The 20718-nt window shown below is 45.1% G+C and carries 16 protein-coding genes and 1 pseudogene; 9 read left to right on the top strand and 8 right to left on the bottom strand.

Going from position 1 to position 20718, the window contains the following annotated elements:
* Nucleotides 1–123 precede the first annotated feature (123 nt).
* Together QUA27_RS00875 and QUA27_RS00870 are read left to right on the top strand one after the other, a co-directional pair.
* The gene (locus QUA27_RS00875; protein WP_333065739.1) at nucleotides 124–1485 is read left to right on the top strand and encodes an alpha/beta hydrolase family protein; all 1362 of its coding nucleotides are present in this window, start codon (nucleotides 124–126) and stop codon (nucleotides 1483–1485) included.
* Between the two features lie 215 nt (nucleotides 1486–1700).
* Nucleotides 1701–3059, top strand: coding sequence for a Tle-like phospholipase domain-containing protein (locus QUA27_RS00870; protein ID WP_333065738.1), 1359 nt, complete (start codon nucleotides 1701–1703; stop codon nucleotides 3057–3059).
* Between the two features lie 212 nt (nucleotides 3060–3271).
* Here QUA27_RS00870 and QUA27_RS00865 read toward each other — a convergent pair whose 3' ends face one another.
* Both QUA27_RS00865 and QUA27_RS00860 read right to left on the bottom strand, forming a co-directional pair.
* A complete protein-coding gene (locus QUA27_RS00865) occupies nucleotides 3272–4636 on the bottom strand; it encodes an MFS transporter (protein WP_333065736.1) in 1365 nt (454 codons plus the stop codon).
* 188 nt (nucleotides 4637–4824) lie between these two features.
* A complete protein-coding gene (locus tag QUA27_RS00860) occupies nucleotides 4825–6852 on the bottom strand; it encodes an Eco57I restriction-modification methylase domain-containing protein (protein WP_333065734.1) in 2028 nt (675 codons plus the stop codon).
* A 183-nt stretch (nucleotides 6853–7035) separates the two neighbouring features.
* Here QUA27_RS00860 and QUA27_RS00855 point away from each other — a divergent pair, with 183 nt between their 5' ends.
* The 4 genes and pseudogenes from QUA27_RS00855 (at nucleotide 7036) to QUA27_RS00840 (ending at nucleotide 11053) form a co-directional block, all read left to right on the top strand.
* On the top strand, nucleotides 7036–8406 hold the full coding sequence (locus QUA27_RS00855) for an AAA family ATPase (RefSeq protein WP_333065732.1): 1371 nt from the start codon (nucleotides 7036–7038) through the stop codon (nucleotides 8404–8406).
* Nucleotides 8399–9181 carry a ParB N-terminal domain-containing protein gene (locus QUA27_RS00850; RefSeq protein ID WP_333065731.1) on the top strand — a complete coding sequence of 261 codons (783 nt, stop codon included), beginning with the start codon at nucleotides 8399–8401 and terminating at the stop codon, nucleotides 9179–9181. Before QUA27_RS00855 ends, QUA27_RS00850 begins: the two co-directional genes overlap by 8 nt.
* 4 nt (nucleotides 9182–9185) lie before the next feature.
* Nucleotides 9186–9326: pseudogene (locus tag QUA27_RS00845) on the top strand (alpha-E domain-containing protein); the annotation flags it as partial.
* A gap of 92 nt (nucleotides 9327–9418) precedes the next feature.
* Nucleotides 9419–11053: a family 10 glycosylhydrolase gene (locus QUA27_RS00840; RefSeq protein WP_333065729.1), complete on the top strand. Its 1635-nt coding sequence runs from the start codon at nucleotides 9419–9421 to the stop codon at nucleotides 11051–11053.
* Nucleotides 11054–11281: 228 nt separating this feature from the next.
* On the opposite strand, the gene QUA27_RS00835 is transcribed toward QUA27_RS00840, so the two are convergent.
* The 3 genes from QUA27_RS00835 to dusB form a co-directional block, all read right to left on the bottom strand.
* A complete protein-coding gene (locus tag QUA27_RS00835; protein WP_333065728.1) occupies nucleotides 11282–11932 on the bottom strand; it encodes an NAD(P)H-dependent oxidoreductase in 651 nt (216 codons plus the stop codon).
* Nucleotides 11933–12092: 160 nt separating this feature from the next.
* The gene (gene argF, locus QUA27_RS00830; protein WP_333065727.1) at nucleotides 12093–13013 is read right to left on the bottom strand and encodes an ornithine carbamoyltransferase; all 921 of its coding nucleotides are present in this window, start codon (nucleotides 13011–13013) and stop codon (nucleotides 12093–12095) included.
* 99 nt (nucleotides 13014–13112) lie between these two features.
* Nucleotides 13113–14123, bottom strand: coding sequence for a tRNA dihydrouridine synthase DusB (gene dusB, locus QUA27_RS00825; RefSeq protein WP_172185771.1), 1011 nt, complete (start codon nucleotides 14121–14123; stop codon nucleotides 13113–13115).
* Between the two features lie 463 nt (nucleotides 14124–14586).
* On the opposite strand from dusB, the gene QUA27_RS00820 reads away from it, so the two are divergent.
* The 3 genes from QUA27_RS00820 (at nucleotide 14587) to QUA27_RS00810 (ending at nucleotide 18444) form a co-directional block, all read left to right on the top strand.
* Entirely contained in the window at nucleotides 14587–16179 is a 1593-nt protein-coding gene (locus QUA27_RS00820) for a glucose-6-phosphate isomerase (protein WP_333065726.1), read from the top strand.
* Between the two features lie 63 nt (nucleotides 16180–16242).
* Nucleotides 16243–16977: a response regulator transcription factor gene (locus QUA27_RS00815; RefSeq protein ID WP_333065725.1), complete on the top strand. Its 735-nt coding sequence runs from the start codon at nucleotides 16243–16245 to the stop codon at nucleotides 16975–16977.
* 63 nt (nucleotides 16978–17040) lie between these two features.
* Entirely contained in the window at nucleotides 17041–18444 is a 1404-nt protein-coding gene (locus QUA27_RS00810; RefSeq protein ID WP_333065723.1) for an MptA/MptB family glycosyltransferase, read from the top strand.
* 77 nt (nucleotides 18445–18521) lie between these two features.
* Here the strand turns inward: QUA27_RS00810 and QUA27_RS00805 are convergent, their stop codons facing one another.
* The 3 genes from QUA27_RS00805 to murB all read right to left on the bottom strand — a co-directional run bounded on the left by QUA27_RS00805 (nucleotide 18522) and on the right by murB (nucleotide 20574).
* Nucleotides 18522–19025: a low molecular weight protein-tyrosine-phosphatase gene (locus tag QUA27_RS00805; RefSeq protein WP_333065721.1), complete on the bottom strand. Its 504-nt coding sequence runs from the start codon at nucleotides 19023–19025 to the stop codon at nucleotides 18522–18524.
* 179 nt (nucleotides 19026–19204) lie between these two features.
* Entirely contained in the window at nucleotides 19205–19555 is a 351-nt protein-coding gene (locus QUA27_RS00800; RefSeq protein WP_015178392.1) for a YbaB/EbfC family nucleoid-associated protein, read from the bottom strand.
* A gap of 62 nt (nucleotides 19556–19617) precedes the next feature.
* The gene (murB, locus tag QUA27_RS00795; RefSeq protein ID WP_333065719.1) at nucleotides 19618–20574 is read right to left on the bottom strand and encodes a UDP-N-acetylmuramate dehydrogenase; all 957 of its coding nucleotides are present in this window, start codon (nucleotides 20572–20574) and stop codon (nucleotides 19618–19620) included.
* Nucleotides 20575–20718: the final 144 nt, after the last annotated feature.

The raw sequence follows: 20718 nt of genomic DNA, 5'->3' as shown, positions 1-20718 counted from the left end.
TAATTCTTGAGTTGATATTATCAAGTGTACCATACAAATCTTGTCAGCTATAATGGCTGCCATTGGACAATTAGCTCAAGAAGAGAGCGATCGCAAATACCAACTAACAGAAAATCTAATATTATGAGTGCCTCGCCTGCTGTTTATGAAGCTCTGGCTAAGTCAATTGTTTTTTTGAATCAAAAACCTAACGCGGAAAATGAAGTTTCCAGTTTCCTAGATACTAATGGCTACTATATCGATCGCATATTCGACGACCCAGAAACAAACTTTTATGCGATCGGGTTCGGTTCATCCAATCCCGAAAACCCGCCCGCCCTCGTATTTAAAGGTACAGATTTTATCGACGGCGACGCTATCTTTTCAGACTCGCGGGACATTGGTTTACCTGAATTTGAAAAGAACAAAGATAATATCAAAAACTGGCTCACAGAAATCGGTCAAAATACTGGTAAAAACCCCAACCAATTATTGCCCGATGTCATCGGGCACAGTTGGGGCGGAGCAGTCGCTCAAATTGTAGCAACCGAATACACATCTCTGACCGGCGATATCTTTACTTTCAACTCTCCGGGAGTATCAGCGAGTACATTCACCAGTTTTCGGAGAAATCTCAGCAGGGCAGGCAACAAAAATGTCACTCACTACATTGTCAGCGGAGATGTAGTCAGCTTGTTTGGGGAAGCATTTATTCCGGGTAAAGTATTTATCCAAAGTTTTACAGATCCGAGTATTAATCCCTTAACTGTTTTGGCAAAACATCGAACTGAAGATTTGTTAACTACTCCGCCCGTGGGTTTTTTGCAGAGGCAAATTTCCGTAGAACAATTAAACAGTCCCGAATTTGCTTATAACAACGACTCAGATTTTAACGAGTTTATCGCTGCGATGAATTTCGCCCTGCCCAATGTGTCAGTCGCCATCAGAACCAGAGGCGGTGCAGAGAGTTTGAGAACAGCACCAGAATTTTCTTTTGTGCAGTTAATCAGACAAATGCAGTACGGTTTAGCTCCCTTACAACCGAATTATTTATCAGGGGACGCTCGGAACAATACTGCTACCGGGGGCCCCGGAGAGGATACAGTTATCGGCAACGGTGGTAACGATACTCTCAGAGGCAATCGAGGTAATGACAGCATCACCGGTGGTGATGGCGACGATTTCTTGTACGGCGGCAGAGATAACGATTATTTGGAGGGTGGCGACGGAAACGATTTGGTTTCCGGCGAGTTGGGCAACGATTTTTTAATTGGTGGTGCGGGGCGCGATCGCTTTGTATTGGAATCCGGCGGCGGAGCAGATGTGATTTTAGATTTTCAAGATAGTGAAGATTTAATTACACTGTCGAGGGGTCTAACTTTTCCTCAAGTTAGAGTAACCCAAGGTGTTGACGGAGCTTTAATTACTATCCCGATTACTGGCGAAATTCTTGCTACTCTCAGAGGCGTAGTGGCAAGCGATATTACGCGGGTAGATTTTGTATAGCTTTAGGGTGCTCAAAATTTGTATTTTTGGTGGCGCGAAACCTGCCTGGGTTTGGTACCGAGATGGTTTTTTTGTATTAAAAAATCTCTATCAATCTGACCCTAAAAAGCTACTAAAAATGACCAATTAATATGGTCAATAAACGAAGTTTATAGTAAACTTAGTTAAGTAGCTTAAAAACTAATTCCCCCTCAAACGACAGGAAATAAAAAAATATGCCCTCCTCCCCCGCCGCTTACGAAACTATAGCCAAGCAACTTGCTTACATAGATGACGATCCCGAGTTTCAAACTTTAGTTCAAACAGGCTTGAGTGCTGCTGGCTATCAAATCGATCGCACTTTTGACGATCCCGCGACTGGATTTCACGCGATCGGCTTAATTTCCACCACCCCAGACAAACCGCCCGTTTTAGTATTTCGCGGCACCGACTCGCCCGTAGACGATATTGCCAACGCAGACCCGCGCGGCACAGGTTTCAACCAATTTGAAGCCAACAAACAAGCGTTAGGAAATTGGTTGACCCAAATCAGTCAAGACACAGCAAAAAACCCCAGTCGCTTGCCACCAGACATTCTCGGACACAGCTTAGGCGGCGCCATAACGCAACTAGCCGCGACCGAATTTACATCTACTATTGGAGATGTTGTCACCTTCAATTCTCCCGGAGTTGCTCAGAGTACAGTCAATACATTCAAGCAGAAAGTCGGCGCCGGAAAAAATGTAACTCACTACATAGTTAGCGGCGATTTTGTGAGTTTGGGAGGAGAAGCTTTTATCCCCGGGAAAGTAGTTCTTCAAAAATTTACTGACCCGATTATCAGCCCGCTACTGGTCTTGGACAAGCACACGCAAAGCGGTTTGTTAACCGATCCACCTCCCGGCTTTACTCAGACAGAAATTTCTGTAGACCAGTTGAGCAGCCCTAATTTCACTTTCACAGATTCCGATTATTTAGAGCTGTTAGCTGGCTTAGACTTTACACTGCCAGCCTTGGGAACATCGCTGGAATCCCGCAGCAGTTTAGAGAAATTAAGAACCACTCCGGGAACCTCCTTTTTAGCAAACGTTGTGGCAATGCAAACTGCTCTGGATGCCTCCCAAATTAATAATTTAGTAGGCGACGATGCTAACAATACCGCATCAGGTTTCGCAGGGGACGATATTATCACTGGCAATGGGGGAGACGACACCCTCAGCGGCAACAAAGGCAACGATATTATCAGCGGTGGCAGCGCCAACGATCTGCTATTAGGCGGCAAAGGGGATGACAATTTGAGCGGGGGAGAAGGAAACGATACACTCATTGGTGCAGCGGGTGCGGATCTCTTAATCAGTGGCGCTGGACGCGACGTATTTGTGTTAGGAGTAGGTGCCGGTACAGATACACTTATAGACTTTCAAAAGGGTCAAGATTTAATCGGTTTGAGCGGAAGTTTGAGCTTCAACCAACTGAGAGTTACTCCAGGCGATTTTATAACGACGATCGAAATTGCCAGTAACGGCGAAGTTCTTGCCAGTATTCCCGGCCTTTCAAGTAGTCCCCTAACAGCTAGTGACTTTATTTCAATTTAGTTGGCGGCTGGCAATACAGATATTGGGTAGGGACACAACATTGTTGTGTCCTTATTTTATCTTATGAAGGCACGCACAATTTATACCAGTTAGTGATTAAAAACATCCATATTCCTGTAGGGGCAGGTTCGGGGGAATATCGAAAAAGTAGTGCAGATATTGGTAAACCCACCCCCGCCCGAATCTTATAGTTATAGCGACCGGACTTGATATTAATCGAAATCGTCCAGTCCAGGCCGGGGCATGGATGCTAATTTTTTCTCATCTTCTAGGGGCAGAAAGAAAATGGTTAGCATACCGGGAATCACAGCCAGTGCACTCATCAAAAAATAATTTTGATAGCCGAGGTTCGCCTGCAAGTAGCCGCTAAAAACGCCCGGAATCAGCACTCCTGCGGCCATAAAAGCAGTTGTAATTGCATAGTGAGATGCTTCGTATTCAGGGCGGACAGTCCGCATCAAGAACACTGTATAGGCAGCTACGCCAAGTCCGTAAGTAAATTGCTCGATCGAGTTTACAGCATAAGCCCATTCAATCCCCGGTTGATTGATTGCCAACAGCCAATACAGCACGTTAGTTGAATTTTGCAGAATAGCCGTCGGCCACATCCATTTTTTCAATCCTTGTTTCGCAATTAAATAGCCGCCCAGCAACCCTCCAATTAACAGAAACATTACCCCTAAAGTACCGGATAATAAGCCCATATCCGACGTAGAAACTGCTAATCCTCCTTTCTCAACTTTATCCATCAAAAAGGGCGGAGCCATTTTAAACGTCAAGGCATCGCCCAATCGAAAAATCAAGACGTAAGCCACAATCCAACCAATTTTATCTTGCTGAAAATATGTTTTAAAGGCTTCGATAAAGCTGGTTGTCTGTTGGGGGGTGTCGGATTCCAGATCGTAATTTCTAGGATAGGGAAGATACCACCGCTGAAAGAGATATATCAGCACAAACATAATCGCACAAATGCCAAAGGCTGTCGCCCATCCGTAGTTAAGCGCAGACACGCTAAAATCCGAACCGAAAAGTGACAGTGGAATGTTTTGATAGATTTTGGTGTCGCCTGTATTTCCGGTGACTAAATGGTTTTCGGCCAGTTTCCCGGCTAAGAACACCAATAAACCGCTACCGGCAATGACAGCACCTCTATAAGCCGTGTTGCGAACCCCGACAAATAGTGCTTGTTGGTCTTTATTGAGAGTGTTTAAATAAAATCCGTCAATAGCGATGTCGTGAGTAGCTGATACAAATGCGATCGCCGTAAAGATAACAAGCGATATAATAATCGGTGCCGGCGTTAACACGCCAAAAGCTAGGAAAGCAAACAGAAAAGCACAAATGATTTCGGTTGCTAAAATCCATTTGCGTTTGGTGGAATACAAATCAACAACTGGCCCCCACAAACCTTTTAAAACCCAAGGGAAAGACAACAGACTTGTCAATCCGATGAGTTCGTTGCTGGTTCCCATACCTTTCAAAAAAATCACCGACATTAAATTAACGACGGTGTAAGGGAGACCTTGAGCGAAGTATAATACTGATACCCACAATCCAGCGTTATGCTTTTTTTCCATTGCAGAGATATTTTACCTAGTTACTTATTTGATTTACGGAGTGCGATCGACAATTCCGGTCAATCAAACCGCTTGCATCACAGTATATGTCATTCCGATGCCCGCGGCAGCCATATAAATAGTGTATTTTAGCATCCTTCGGACTCACAAATATTTTCATTTTTGGAATAACCCTGCAAAAAAAATTTTCATTTAAAATGAACGAGGTAAGCGCGAAGATTCTTGTCCCAGTCAGAAGACTCATAAGTTCGCAGCAGTTCCAAAGCACTTTCTTCTATCTGATATGCCGTTTTTGGACTATTCACCGGACGTTCGGGACTGTCAGGATTAACAACAATTAAACCTGCATCTAGAAACTGATGCACCGTCTGGCGGCGCACAGTTTCCCGCGTATTTGGTGCATATTTTTTACTGTACTCCTCCTCCATAAATTCCATAATTGGTGTGATTCCCCAAAGTGGAGATTTCGCCGATTCCCAAGCTTCCTTTGGCTTGAGGTCAAGCAAAGCCAGAAGGGTTAAGGCGGAACGTTCGTTAAGCTGACCTTTTGGAAAACCCAGCGCTGCAAGTATTTCTAGAGATTCATCAATACGGTTCTTGATTGTCATTGGGCTATTTTCTAACGGATTGGTCGCGTTAAGCAGTTGTCTCTCGACAAGTCGATCGATCTCCCGCTGTGTAGGAAATATTTCTCCTACTTGAGCGCCAAGTAAAAGTAATTGCTCTACAGTAGGATACTTCAAATTGCGTAAATCCGTAGCATTAACTTGAGTGTGTCCGTTGAACAGTCGGAAAAACGCATCTACCAAACTCGAATTTAGATAAACGGCCAATCCCCGCGCCAGGGTGAGGTCTAATCCGCGTCCCTGTTGGTGAAAGTAATTCAAATGGTTCTCAAAACCCACGCGAGAACTATTAATTTTATTGGCATCCCAGACAACTGCAACAATTCGCTTTTTCTCTTCCTTCGAGGAGAAGCGCTTGCTCAAAACATAATGTTCGTTAGGTACGAGGAGTGCAGCAGTTTTTTCCGTGACAGCTAAAGCTTGAGGCTTTCTCGTTGCTGTGGGATATTCAACACCGCCAGCCGAGAAGTGTGCGGGATAAATCAGCGGAACTGTACCGTTTTCAGGTTTTAGCCGCAAATCAGACCGAACACGAAAATCTACAACTTTTCCCGTGGAAACTGTTAAGCCTAATTCCTCTAGGGTGCAAGTAAATTGAGCCATTTGCTCGACTACTTTCTGGCTGACAGAATCCGGTAAAATCCGAATAAATTGCTCGGAATCTTGGGGATTAATTAGGGCGGTATAGGGCAGTTGGTGAGACAAAACCAGGTCGTCGCCCGCGCTGCTGCTTGAGGTAATTAGTACAGTATCTGGCTGTTCTATTTGTTTGGTGGCGCGCACAATAATAGTTTCTTGCAGCACCGCATCATCGCGAAATGGCAACTGTCGGGATTCAAAGATATGTACTTGGCGTAAGGCCATTATTTGAAGGAATACTTTGCGGAAGTCTCGAAAGTATAAACCGTTGCAAAAGCTGCGGGGAGTAATCGATACTAATTCACCGTTTGGTTTGAGCAGGTGAGCGGCAGCAAATGTAAAGCCTGCGTAAAGATTGCTGGTTTCTAGTCCTATAGAACGCAGCAAGGTTCGGGCTTGGGATTTAGCGTCTATCTTGGCATAGGGAGGATTGAGAATTGCATGGGTAAATTCCCGTTTTACTGGTTGTGTAAATAGATTGGGCTGCAACATATCGGCGCTGTCTTGAATAAAATCAATTTCGCGAACCTCGCAGGTAAAAGATATCCCAAGACGCTGACATTCTATACTGCATAATTCTAAAGTTTGCTTGAGGTATTCAATCAAAATAAGGTCTATTTCATAAGCTGTAACGTGCAGGCTGCGCGGTTTGTTTGGGCGCTGGCAAAGTTCGCAAACAACGGCTGCTAACAGGGAACCAATACCAGCCCCGGCATCTAAAAGCGATATATCGGGACAGTTAAATTCAAACATTCCGGCCATCAAACTTGCGATTGAGGAAGGTGTTAAAAATTGTCCCTTTTCTCCTCTCTGGCTTTGCTGCAACTTTCGGGTTGCTTCTTGGCGCCAGCCATCTACTCGATCGAGTAAATTGCTGGCAGTTGAGTAGCTGTTACCCGGAAGGGCTAGGGTTTGAAAGTGTGGTAGTCTCATTTGTTCAAAAAGTGCCATCGCCAGTTCACTTTATTTTCGCCCAAAATTGCACCGATGTGCGAAAATGTCAAGCGCACTAAAAAATATATAACTTATCCAAAAGTATGTTGACTGTTCATATAGCTAGATCGGGAGGTAGCTAACGATGACACCAACTGAAACCAAGCGTTATGATTTTACTTAAGTATCTAGGTCTAAGTTATGACAACTATCAACTGGAATGAAGTTTTAGATAGTATTTCAGAGAATGCAGAAGAGCCAGAAGTCGAAGATCGATTTGTCAAACGCCTTCTAAATGCACTTGGATTCACATCTGATGAGTGGGTACAACAGTTTAAAACAGGGAATGGTTCTGCTGCTGATTTTGCGGCTCGCAAGAATCACGATGATGATAAATTTTCAGTGGCTAAGATTAACCCCTACTTAATCATTGAAGTTAAAGGGAGAGTATCAGGAAAGGCAATCATTAACTTAGCCGAAGGTACTCCCACGTACAAAAAAACTAAAGAACAGATAACAGGTTATCTTCTTGCTCCTAAGTGCCAAACATCTCAATGGGGGATGATCACTAACTCAACAGATATCCAGCTATTCCGCAAACATGGTAAAATCGTATTGCCTGCTACTGACTGCATGAGGATAACCAAAGATAATATTATTAAAATTATTACTAAAATTAAGAACTTGCTGGAAAACCCACCCAAAGCTTTAACAATTTGCATCTATAATGATAAGGGAGGCGTGGGAAAAACTACAACGACAATCAACTTGGCGACGATTCTTCGACAACATCATAAAAAAGTGCTTGTTGTTGACTTCGATCCCCAACAAGGAGATTTAACAGATTCATTAGGCTTACAGGAGGGAAAAGTCAAACTATCTGATTGCCTGGTTGATGGAGGATTTAATGTTAAAGAAACTATTCAAGCATTTAATCTGAAGAATAAAGCAGGTCAATTAGTTAAGGTATTTGATGTCATCCCATCTGATTCAGGATTATCGAAGTTCATGGCTCATACTTATGAATCAAAAATTGATAAAGGTTCAGCAAGGCTGCGAGATTTGCTGGCTATTTTTGTTGGTAATTATGATTACATCTTAATTGATGCACCTACGAACTGGACTTTTTTTAGCAAAAGCTCTGTGATAGCTTCCGATGTAATCCTCATGCCAACAGAACACAATAACTTTTCATCTTTAAAAAATGCTGCTAAAGTTATTAAAGAATTCTTACCTGAAGTTAAGAAGCTTAGGCAGGACGGTGGCCCTATTGCCTTGCCGATATTTTTCAATAGACATAAAGAAACAGAGGCTTCAATCAAAAGAGCAAATGCAGAAATTAAAGCAATTCTTACACTTAAGAAAGGAGATACTTATATTTTAGATCCTAATTTGTTACCCTATTATTGGCCTAAATCTACAAAAACTGTGATTGACACAACTATATTCAGTGTTCCAGAATATGAAGTTGTTTCAAGTGCAGCTTTTTCTCGAAAACCAGCGGTTTTTCAACACAAAAAAGCCGCTGAATATTACTTAAAATTAGCGAAGGAGTATTTTTTGTATGAGTAATTCTGAGAACATCGGTAAGTTAATGCACTTGAATTTATCTAAAATTGAGTCAGCAGAACCATGCTCTGAGTCAGAGTTTATCATTGCCGGAGCCGCCGAAGCCGTATTGCAAGCAGGTAATCGCAATTGGATTCCGATTATAGTTAAAGAAACAGGCGACTATCAGTATCAAGTTGTGAGCAATCACTTTGTCTATGCTGTAGCTCAACAAGCCAAATTAGATTCAGTCTGGTGTATTGTCATTGACCCAAAACCATCAAATATTGAACAAGCGAAGATTCTAGCGCGAGAAGCAAATCCCACAGTCAATCTGAGTACAGCATCAAAAGATACTATTATAGCTGTACTTAAATACTTAGTTAAAGAACATAATTGGAAGAATGTAAAACCAGTTGAAACTGCCAATAAAATTGTAGATTCTAACCGCGATCAATGGTCAGATTTCACCCCTCTGACTAAGTTACAATGTGGTTTGACGAAGGCGAGATTAGATTTTATTGCTAAAGTATTTTCTATATCACCGCCACCGCCGCCGCCTCCTCCTCCTCAAGCAGTTAGTGTGAAACGTGCATCAAGAGATGAGATTTTCGCTCGTCTCAATTACTTATACACTAATAAAATAGGTGGCTTTGAAAATATAGATGCCGAAAAAACAGCCGATGCTATCTTCACCGCGAATAAAGGCAAGTGGAAAACCCTCAGTCCAATTTCCAAACTTGAATGCGGCATTGATACAGCCAAAATGAAAATCATTAAAACCCTATTTAGCCTGTAAAACTATGTTAAGTGGTGTAGCGGATTCAATTTACTGGCTCAACCGCTATATTGAAAGATCGGAAAATATCGCCCATTTTGCCCAGGTGAATTTTAATCTCATTCTCGACTCTCCCAGCGGTATTACTCAACTATTTACCGATCTGCCCAATTAATGTGCCATTGTGCGAAGATGTCAAGCGGACGCTCAAACCAAAAGTCCGTAAAGGACTGTTAAACGCTCTCTCACACACTTCTCATGCGAAATTCCAAAACATTCTTTTTGTCAAGCTTGTTCCTGATCGGCTTAACAATTAGTTTTCTGCTGACTCCTGGTTGGTTCTCCAACTTCCCATCCCGCGCGATCCTCTTCGAGGGCTTCGCTAACGCAACTATGCCTCCACAAACCCAAACCGCCGAATTTCGAGCCTTCTGGGTGGACGCCTTCAACCCCGGCTTCAAAACGCCTCAAGAAGTCACAAAATTGATCGCAGACGCGCAGCGGGCAAATGCCAACGCCATCGTCGCCCAAGTCCGCCGCCGTGGCGATGCTTTTTACACCAGTGCGATCGAACCCCGCACTCTCGATCCCAACGTTCCTGCGGGTTTCGATCCACTGCAAGATTTGATTGACAAAGCCCACGCCGCAGGCATTGAAGTATACGCTTGGATGGTGACGCTGCCGGTGGTTTCCGGCGGCAAACTTCCCGCCGGTCACGTTTGGCAACAACACGGGCCTTCGGCCCCAGGAAATGACAATTGGGCGATGCTGACTTCGAGTGGCGAATCACCCGGTTTCCTCGATCCCGGCCATCCAGACGCCGTAGATTATACTGTTTCCGTCTATTTGGACTTGATCAAGCGCTACGATGTAGACGGCGTACAGTTGGATTATGTGCGCTACGGCGGGCCGACTTGGGGCTACAATCCGACTGCGATCGCCCGTTTCAATCAGCAAACAGGTCGATCGGGCAAACCCGCACCCAGCGATCCCGCGTGGATGCAGTGGCGGCGCGATCAGGTAACAAATTTAGTGCGGAAGCTTTATGTAGAAAGCCTTGCGATTAAACCGCGCGTTAAAATTACCGCCGCCACGATCGCCTGGGGCGACGGCCCGAAAAACGATGCAGGATGGTATCAAACGCAGCCGTACAAAGAAGTATTGCAGGATTGGCGCGCTTGGCTGGAAGAAGGGATCGTAGACATGGCGATGCCGATGACTTACCAGCGCGAGTACAAACCATCGCAAAAACTCGCTTATGACCACTGGATCGAGTTCGCCAAAGACCACCAGTACAACCGCCAAATTGCGATCGGCCCGGGCAATTACCTCAACTACATCGAAGACACTCTAGGCCAGATTCGTCGCGCCGAACAGCCGTCTGCGAAAGGAAATCACGTCGCAGGTACGGTGCTCTATTCCTACGCTAGCAGCAACGTGTACACGAATGTGGAACTGCGATCGGGCGGCAGCGGAGATTTGCCCCGCCAGCCTTGGAAATACGTTCCCCAAAGCAACGATTTGTTTTACACCGCACTTTCGCAGCCGAGTCAATACGTTGATGCTGCGACGGGCAAAACCTATGAAACTCAGCCTGTGTGGGCGACAGCAGCAGCGGTTCCCGATATGCCTTGGAAGTCGCGGCCGACTACAGGTGCGATCGCCGGCAATTTGCAGCGGTGCGCTCGAACTTGCGACGGTGCGAGCTTGACATTGCAGTCGATCGATGCTGGTGGCCAGGTGCGTCAACTGCGCGCCGATGGTAAAGGATGGTTTGGGGCGATCGAGCTTTCTCCGGGAACTTATCAGTTAAAGGTTGATAGCAGTCAGATTCAACAAACTGTTAATGTTGTCGCAGGTGAAGTCACAAAAGTGAATTTCGGAGCCTCTTAATATCTTTTTAGGGTGCGCCGAGGTGCGCTATTGCGATCGACTTACAGCGTATCCCGGGTTTATAGAACCCATTTAGGATCTTTTTGTTGTCTCACAAGCCTTTGAGGTATCTAGGTTGTATCTGGTTTGATGCCTGTTAGCTTGAAGTCCTGACTCTGGTATTAAATCCTCTGGTAAAACGATCCCCTCAAAACCATATAGTTCGCTCAAGAAGATACCAAATGGGTTCTATAAAGTTTCTAAGATTTCTGACTTAGGGAATCTTACTTTTGCGAGTGAAGCATACTTATCTGTTTCAGAGCGATAGCCAGCCGCACAAGCTACGACGGTAGTAAAGCCTTTTGCAGAAAGACCCAACAGGCGATCGTAATTGACAGGTTCAATTCCTTCCATTGGACAGGTGTCAACACCAAGCAATGCAGCACTGGTCATAAAGTTGCCCAGTGCAATATAAGTTTGGCGCGTTGACCAGTCATTGATATTAAAACTGCGGCCACCATCAACCAAGTCACTGACGATTAGACTCCGATATCCTGCCATTGCCTCTACAGTCCCGCCTCGCACCTCGGCAGTGCGGATTATAAAGCGATCGACATCCTCGGCAGTGAGATTCTTTTTAATCGCGAACACGACATAATGAGAGCAATCAGTCACCTGTGACTGATTCCAGGAGAGGGGCTTGAGCTGTTCTTTAAGTTCCGAGCTGGTAATAATCAGAAATTTCCAAGGTTGAAGCCCATAAGAAGATGGTGTTAACACTAACGCATCTTCTAAAGCTGTCCAGATTTCTGGAGCAATTGTTTTGGCTGGATCGAACTGTTTGGTGGCATATCGCCATTTGAGATTTTCGAGTAAATCTGTCGTAGTGATGTGATTCATTTCTTTTACTTAAGAGATTGCAATTAATCATGGTTGAAACGGATAATTACAGGCTGGTTGCAAATAATCCTGGTTCAAATGAAATGATAACGGAAGCGGTCTGCAAAAAGTAGCGAGCAGGTCGATTTGCTCCCCCGACCGACTAATTTTTAGCTAATTCCTAATCGCTTTCCAGAATGCTTGCCAGCAAAGCTTGCTGAGCGTGCATCCGATTTTCTGCTTGATCCCAAACGCGCGATTGACTGCCCTCAATCACGTCATCTGTAATCTCTTCATCCCGGTGTGCGGGCAAACAGTGCAATACAATTGCATTCTTATCCGCTAACTTCAGCAATTGTTCATTTACCTGATAGGGCTTAAACAAAGGAATCCTGATTTTTGCTTCTTCTTCCTGTCCCATACTCGCCCAAACATCAGTATAAATCACTTGAGCATTCTTCACAGCAGCTTCTGCGTCCGCCGTCACAGTAACTTCTGTTTTTCCATTAGCAATATTCTTAGCTTTTTCCACTATCTCAACATTCGGCTGGAAATCTTGAGGGCAAGCAATTCTGACATTCATTCCCGTCATTGCACAGCCCAACATCAGCGAATTAGCCATATTATTGCCATCGCCCAAATAAGTCAAAGTCACCCCTTCCAACTTGCCAAAACACTCTTTTACTGTCATTAAATCCGCCAGCACTTGGCAGGGGTGTTCGTCATCTGTCAGTGCATTAATCACAGGAATTTTCGCATAATTGGCAAAAGTTGCTAAATCCTTTTGCTCGAAAGTCCGTATCGCCAAAATGTCTAAATATCTGTCTAAAACCCTGGCTGTATCTACCAAAGGTTCACCGCGGCTGACTTGTGTAACGTTGGGATTAAGGTCAATCACTTGCCCTCCCAATTTATACATTGCCACCGTAAAACTTACCCGCGTTCGCGTTGAAGCTTTGGAAAATAACAAGCCGAGAACTTTATTGCGTTTCAGCTTGACCATTCCCGATTTTAAACTGGCTGCTAGATCCAGCAAATAATTTAATTCGTCAATGCTTAAATCTGCCAGACTTAATAAATCTCGCCCTTTTAATGAGTCCATGCTTTCCCCCACACACAAATTTTTAATGGTGTCTTAAATCTTAGCCCGCAGAGGCAGGTTTTTTTTCTGTAACCCCTAGTTGACATCTGCGGGTAAGGTTTATGCGGGCAATTGCTCGATCGCGCGATCGATCGAATCGCAACCTTGTTCAACCGTTTCTACCACAGCCAACACGCCCCGCAATTCCCCAGCGCCGGGGAAACCCTTAGCATACCAGGTTAAGTGCTTGCGCGCTTGACAGACACCGCTTTCACCTTTATATTCCCACAAAGCCCGCAAATGTTCCTTAGCACATTCGAGGCGTTCAATTGGTGTCGGAGCTATCTTTTCTTGACCTGTTTTCAAGAAATAATCAACTTCTCCCACTAAAAAAGGATAGCCCAAAGTTCCCCGCGAACACATCACTCCATCTGCGCCGGTTTCTTCCAGACATCGCATCGCTGCTTCCACTGAAAAAATATCCCCGTTAGCAATAACTGGAATCGATAAAACTTCTTTAACTCGGCGAATCCACTCCCATTTTGCCGGCCCCGTGTAACCTTGCGATCGAGTGCGGCCGTGCACGGTAATCATTTTTGCTCCCGCATCTTCCATCCGCTTCGCAAATTCCAAAATATTAATTTCTTTGTCAGTCCAACCAATCCTAGTTTTAACGGTGACAGGAACATCTACCGCTTCCACAACAGCCCGCACAATTGCCTCGGCTGTTTCCGGATCTCGCAGCAGGGAAGAACCGCCGCCGTTTTTAGTAATTTTGTTAACCGGACAGCCCATATTAATATCAACAGTATCCGCTCCTTCTGCCACTGCTTTCTGCGCTGCTTCTGCCAAGAAATCCGGCCGGCAGTCAAACAATTGAATGCTAATCGGGCGCTCGTTCGGGTCAACTTCCATAATTCTCGGCAGTTGCTTCACGTAGTGCAAACCCGTAGCGTTCACCATTTCCGTGTACATCATCGAATCCGGCGCGTAGCGGCGCACCAGGCGGCGAAATACCAAATCGGTAACGCCGGATAAGGGCGATTGCAGGACGCGGCTTTTAACTTCAAAATCGCCGATTTTGAGCGGAGTTGCTAACCTTTCTTTTAATTCTGGAGATAGAGCAAGCATAGTCGATCGCACTTTAATTCTAATATCTGTATATTATACTACACTTCAGATAGTTGACCGTTGTTAAATATACTTTTACCCGATTATTGAGTGACAGCTAACAGTATATTTAACCTGACCGCAATGCCTATTTTACCGAGTCCGATCGCCCGAATTTGAATATTGTTAAATTATGACCCAAAGCCCAACCCCGACTACACTTAAATCTCTGTGTCGCTTCGATCTATCTATGGGGTGTTGCCATTAATGGGCGATCTACCTACAAAGAGTGTTGTGCAACTCATATTTTTCTTGTTTAGTTCTGCCGAATGCTCTGACTGCCTTCTGTTCCGGCTGCCTTCAGACCATTAATGCTTAAATTTATTGGGATTCTGCAAAAGCCGTACATCAGATCGTTTTAAACTACAATTGGTGGATTCCTGACGACGCCGATCGAACATTAAAAAAATTGTAGAGAATTCCTATGGACGCCGCAGCACTCTGGCAACGCTATCAAGACTGGCTTTACTATCACGAGGGATTGGGACTTTACCTCGATATCAGCCGCATGGGATTCGACGACGCTTTCGCAGCAGCACTGAAGCCCAAATTTGACAAAGCTTTCAAAGACATGGCAGCTTTGGAAGCAGGTGCGATCGCCAATCCCGACGAAAACCGCATGGTGGGTCACTACTGGCTGCGAAACCCCGATTTAGCTCCCACTCCAGAATTAAAACAAGAAATAGTCGAAAGTATAGCACAAGTAGAAGAATTTGTCAAGAAAATTCAAAACCGCGATATTAAACCGCCCTTTGCTCCGCAATTTACCGACATAATTTCGATCGGCATCGGTGGTTCCGCCCTCGGCCCCCAATTTGTCGCCGAAGCTTTATCCCCAGACATTCCGCCCCTAGCAATACATTTTATCGACAACACAGATCCGGCTGGGATCGATCGCATCCTTAACAAAATCAAAGACAAACTTGCCAGCACCCTAGTAATTACTATCTCCAAATCCGGCGGCACCCCCGAACCCCGCAACGGTATGATCGAAGTTCAAAAAGCCTTCGCCGCCGAAAAACTCGATTTTGCCAAACAAGCAATTGCCATCACCGGAGTTGACAGCCAACTAGACAAATTAGCCAAATCCGAAGGCTGGATTACCACTTTTCCAATGGCAGATTGGGTGGGAGGACGCACTTCCGAATTGTCAGCAGTTGGACTTTTGCCAGCAGCTTTGCAAGGCATCGACATTCGGGCGATGCTAGACGGCGCTAAAGTCATGGACGAAGCTACCAGGATTCCCGACATTAAAAACAATCCCGCCGCCCTTTTAGCCATGAGTTGGTATTTTGCCTGCAACGGACGTGGCGAAAAAGACATGGTAGTTTTGCCGTATAAAGATTCCCTGCTATTGTTCAGCCGCTACTTGCAGCAATTAGTCATGGAATCGATCGGCAAACAGGAAGATTTAGACGGCAATACAGTTCATCAAGGAATCGCAGTTTACGGCAACAAAGGCACCACCGACCAACACGCTTACGTCCAGCAACTGCGAGACGGCGTGCCGAATTTCTTCCTAACATTTATCGAAGTTTTGGAAGACAGGCAAGGCATTTCCCCAGAAGTAGAAACCGGGGTCACTTCGGGAGATTATTTGTCTGGTTTGTTGCAGGGAACTCGACAAGCTTTGTACGAAAATCACCGAGATTCAATTACTGTCACAATCCCCCAAGTCAACCCTCGGACAGTAGGAGCATTAATCGCCCTCTACGAAAGAGCCGTAGGTTTTTACGGTTCCTTGGTGAATGTCAATGCTTATCACCAACCGGGCGTCGAAGCAGGCAAAAAAGCGGCCGCTGCTGTATTGGACTTGCAGCAACGGGTACTGCAAGTGCTCAAAGACGCCCAAAAACCTCTGTCTGTAGCAGAACTAGCCAAAAAAGCAGGAAGACCAGAGCAAATCGAGACAATTTACAAAACTCTGCGGCATTTGGCAGCCAACGGGCGCGGCGTAGCTTTGGAGGGCAAATTAGGACAACCGGCTACTTTAACTGCAAGTTATCAAGAGAATTAAACAGTAGAATTAAACATTAAAAGTGAAATTAGTCACTTTTAATGTTTAATTTTTAATTCCCCCATGCCATTAACGATTCTGGTTGCTGACGACGATTTCGCGACTCGCTTGTCAATTACTGATTATCTAGAAATTACCGGATACTCTGTAATCGCTGCTGAGAACGGCAAAGAAGCTTTAGGCCTGGTAGATGAATTTCAGCCCCACTTGATTGTTACCGACATTACAATGCCCGAGATGGATGGCTACGAATTCGTGCGGCGAGTTCGGACTCGTCCCGCTTTCCGCTTGCTGCCGGTGATTTTTTTGACGGAACGCACGAGCACACAGGAGCGGATTCGCGGCTATCAGATGGGGTGCGACAATTATCTGGCTAAACCTTTTGAACTCCAGGAATTGGGGGCGGTTATTCGCTCTTTGCTCGATCGCTACGCTCTAATCGCTCAGGCCCCCTCTCGTTCCCCGGAACCCGAACCGACGCCAACAGAGGCACCCAGCAGAGGCAATGACAAGCCAGAAGCAGATTTTTTAACTCCAAAGTCAAACACAGGCGATTTCCTACGGGATAGCTCCGCTTCACGGGCATCTCCCAGCCAAAATGCTCCGACTTTGACTCAGCGAGAGCGACAAGTGCTAGATTTGCTGACAGAAGGTCTTTCTAATATTCAAATAGGTTCCAGGCTCCACCTCAGCCCTCGAACTATCGAAAAGCACGTCAGCAGCTTGTTCAGAAAAACTGAAAGCAACAACCGAGCAGAACTCGTTCGCTTTGCGATGGAACACCATTTAGTCAGATAACCGCCAACGCGATCGGGCAAGAAAATTACCTGCACTTACTTACCACACTGAATAAATAGCATCATGGTCAACAATTACTTAAAAAATCAGAAAATTTTATATGCAGCAGCATTAGCAGCTTCCCTGGTTTACTGTATTGCCATGACATCAATGGGAATCACCAAGTATTACAGCGTTTTACAGGGTGGAGAAAACTATAACGATTTCCCTACCAGCGGTTTCAGTCTCATCAGAGTTATAACTAACGGTTCTTACTTGATAGCACTCGTTGTCTATGTTATCTGGTTATTTCAAAAAAAACACGTAGGTTCAACCTTTCTAGATATTTGCAAGTATTCCCTGCCCTGGATGGCACTTGCCTTCATAGCTTATCCGCTAAGTAATGACATTTATATGTACTTGCATTACGGAGTCATGAGCTTAAATAAAATCAATCCTTACTTGAGTACGTCCGCTAGCTTTGTCTCTAGCTTATCCCCGTTCCTCCACTGGTTTCAAACTTCCACATACGGTCCGGTTTCTCTGTTCTTTTTTTCGGTATCAGCACTTGCAGTACCAATTAGCCCGTTAGTGGGAGTTTATTTTTTTAAAATCATATGTTTATGCGTACATACACTCAATGCTTACTTGATTTGGCGATTACTCAAAAATTCCGAGAACCGTAGCCTGATCGCAATGGCATATCTACTCAATCCAATGCTCTTGAACGAGCAGATAGTTAATGCTCATCTTGACGTTTTGCTGGCTAATACATTGATTGTTTTTATAGGATGTATTTATTACCAACGTTATGTTTTGGCAATTTTAGCAATTTGGGTGGGTTTTCTAGTAAAAACATTACCTCTAATTTGGTTTCCCTTAGTTTTTGCTTTCCTCTGCAAGCAGCGTCGGTGGAGAGATTTAGCAGCAGTATCCCTACTTTCTTTATTAATAATTACAGTCATAACTTATACATTTTTACCAACAGTTGCAGCTTGGAAAAGTTTGTTAAATCCAGGAGTATCCTCGGTTACAGCTCGCTCGTTTCACCACCTGATAAATTTATGTCTGAACTTCTTCCCAAATATAACTTTTGAAACCCGCCAAAGTATCCTATCCTTCCTTAAAGTTTTTTCCTATTGTATCTGGATGATTTACTACCTAGTGACGTTACTTAAATCATACTTCCGCAGCAACTATTCTGAAATCAATTTGGTATCAGATATTGGATGGATAACTCTTAGTTTGTTTTTGTTTGCTACACCTTGGCTAATGCCTTGGTATCCCTCTATTCTGCTGCCAATTGCTGCTTTGAGTATCAATGCTCCCCATTTTGTCTTGACAAGCTTAACTTTTGCTCTGTTTCCCAGTATCCTTTTAGGGGGAGGGGGTGGAAATAATCCGATCTCTATACATACAATTTTGGTCACCGTTATTCCTCCTACAGCCTTACTCGTACTAAGGCGAAGATTTGTCAGAAGTATTTAAGTTATAGTTCCAAAGAAGAGAAAAAATATAGTTTCCGATCACACCGAGAGTTTACAGTAGCTGTCGATCGCAATTTTCTAACTTTCCTTCTGGCCACCAACCCTTAAGCCTTCCTGACTGACAACGTACTCCAACAAACCCTCGCAGGCATCTAACAGTAAATCAATTACTCGATCGAATCCATCGGGCCCACCATAATAAGGATCTGGCACTTCTTTCATGTCATATTTATGGCAAAAGTCGCACATCAACCGCACTTTTTTTTGATATTTTCCAGCATTATCAAGAGCAAGAATATTGCGATAATTTTCTCGATCCATAGCCAGAATCAAATCAAAATTTTCAAAATCTTTCTTGGTAAATTGGCGGGCTTCGCCTAACAATTCAATGTCTCGCTTCCTCGCCGCCAATGCCATCCGCCTGTCAGGGGGGCTGCCAATGTGATAGCTAGCAGTTCCGGCAGAATCGCAGGTGATACGATCGCTCAAACCAGCTTGTTCAATTAAATGATTCATAATATTTTCTGCTGAGGGCGATCGGCAGATGTTTCCGAGGCAGACAAACAATAATTTATAAGACATTTAATTGATAATTAGTAATTAGTAATTTTTAATGGGGAGGAAGAAAGAAAATTTTTCCTTCCCCTTTTTCCCAAAGTTTCGTGCATCATAGAAATCAATCAGTCATTAGCTATAGATTCCTTTTTAAACACAGATAGCTAACAACTAATGACTGATGACTCATGACTGATGACTCATGATTAACCGAAACCGGGGAGATTTAGTCCACCGGTGAGTTCTTCCATTTTCTCCCGCATCGTCATCGTAGACTTAGCGTAAGCATCCTGCATCGCCACCGTGACGAGTTCAGAAACCACCTCAGCACCTTCACCGAGGGCATCCGGTGAGATTTCCACGCGGCGGGGTTCTTGGTTGCCGCTGAGAAAAACCTTGACCAAGCCACCGCCGGCTGTTCCCTCAATTTCCATTACATCCAACTCTTCTTGGAGCTTTTTAGCTCCTTCTTGAACCTGCTGAGCTTTTTTGAAAGCTTCAGTCAGTTCTTTCATTTTTCCCAGGCCGAAGCCAAATCCTTGTCCTGATTTTGTCATAACTACTTTGTGATGGTGTGTGGGCTGGCAGTCTGCCGTTTCCGTATTACTTCAATGATGCCTTAGAAGGGAAACTCTCCCAGTATTCTAACTTCTGGCTCCAACAACAGCGACCACCGCTGCTCGACTTGCTGTTGAACGTGGCGGATCACTTGAAAAATATCATTGGCCGTTGCCGACCCGCAGTTAAGAATAAAATTAGCATGGCGCTGAGCTACTTGTGCGCCCCCGATCTGATATCCCTTCAGTCCCGCTTGTTCGATGAACCAACCTGCCGTCTTGGGGCCGGGGTTACGGAAGACTGAGCCACAGCTCGGTAAGTGGTAAGGTTGAGTTGTCCGCCGCTGGCTGAAATGGTCATTAGTTTCTGCCATTACTTGCGATCGATCGAATCCCGGCTGCAACTGGAAAGTCGCTTCAGTCACCAGGCGATCGCCCCCTTGCAGCACCGAAGTCCGGTAGCGGTACTCCAACTCTTGGGGAGTCAGAATTTCCACCTTGCCGCCAGGGGATAGGACGCGAGCGTTGACTAGAATATCAGCAGTACAGCCTCTGTGAGCGCCTGCATTCATCACCACAGCCCCTCCCACCGTACCCGGTATGCCGACTGCCCATTCTAGACCTTTCCAGCCCCGTTTAGCGGCCAACCAAGCGAGGCGGGGAATTGACTCCCCCGCCCCCGCTGTCACTTGACCTGTTTCTGGATTAAAATTCACCTGTTTGAGGTAGCGAGTGCCGACGACCAAACCGGACAAACCCCGATCGCTCACCAACAAATTAGAACCCGCACCCAGCAGAGTCACCGGCATCCCTTCATCGTGTGCCCAGGCAAAACTCGCTTGCAAAGCCTCCATACTGCGGGGAGCAACGTACCACTCGGCGGGGCCACCGACTCGGAACGAAGTCAGGCCCGCCAGCGAAACTTGGGAGTTAATCTTGCAATCAGTTCCCCGCAAAGAAATAGGAGAATACACTCGCCGATTGTCCTTAACAGAGGAGTCATTCGAGATAGTCACCATCTTGAAAATCCTTAAAAATACCTGCTTCGAGAAGACGTGGTTGAAAATTCTTTTACGTAACTTATGCCACCCTTCTGAGCGAGTCGCTCTTTCAGCAGTGTCGGTACAACCTGCACCGCCCTGGCTGTCGATCGACTCAAAGGG

This window comes from Microcoleus harperi Pol14_C6, assembly GCF_036701295.1.
Classification (GTDB): domain Bacteria; phylum Cyanobacteriota; class Cyanobacteriia; order Cyanobacteriales; family Microcoleaceae; genus Microcoleus.
Note: the sequence above shows the minus strand (reverse complement) of the source record. Positions and strands in the feature narration are given on the sequence as shown.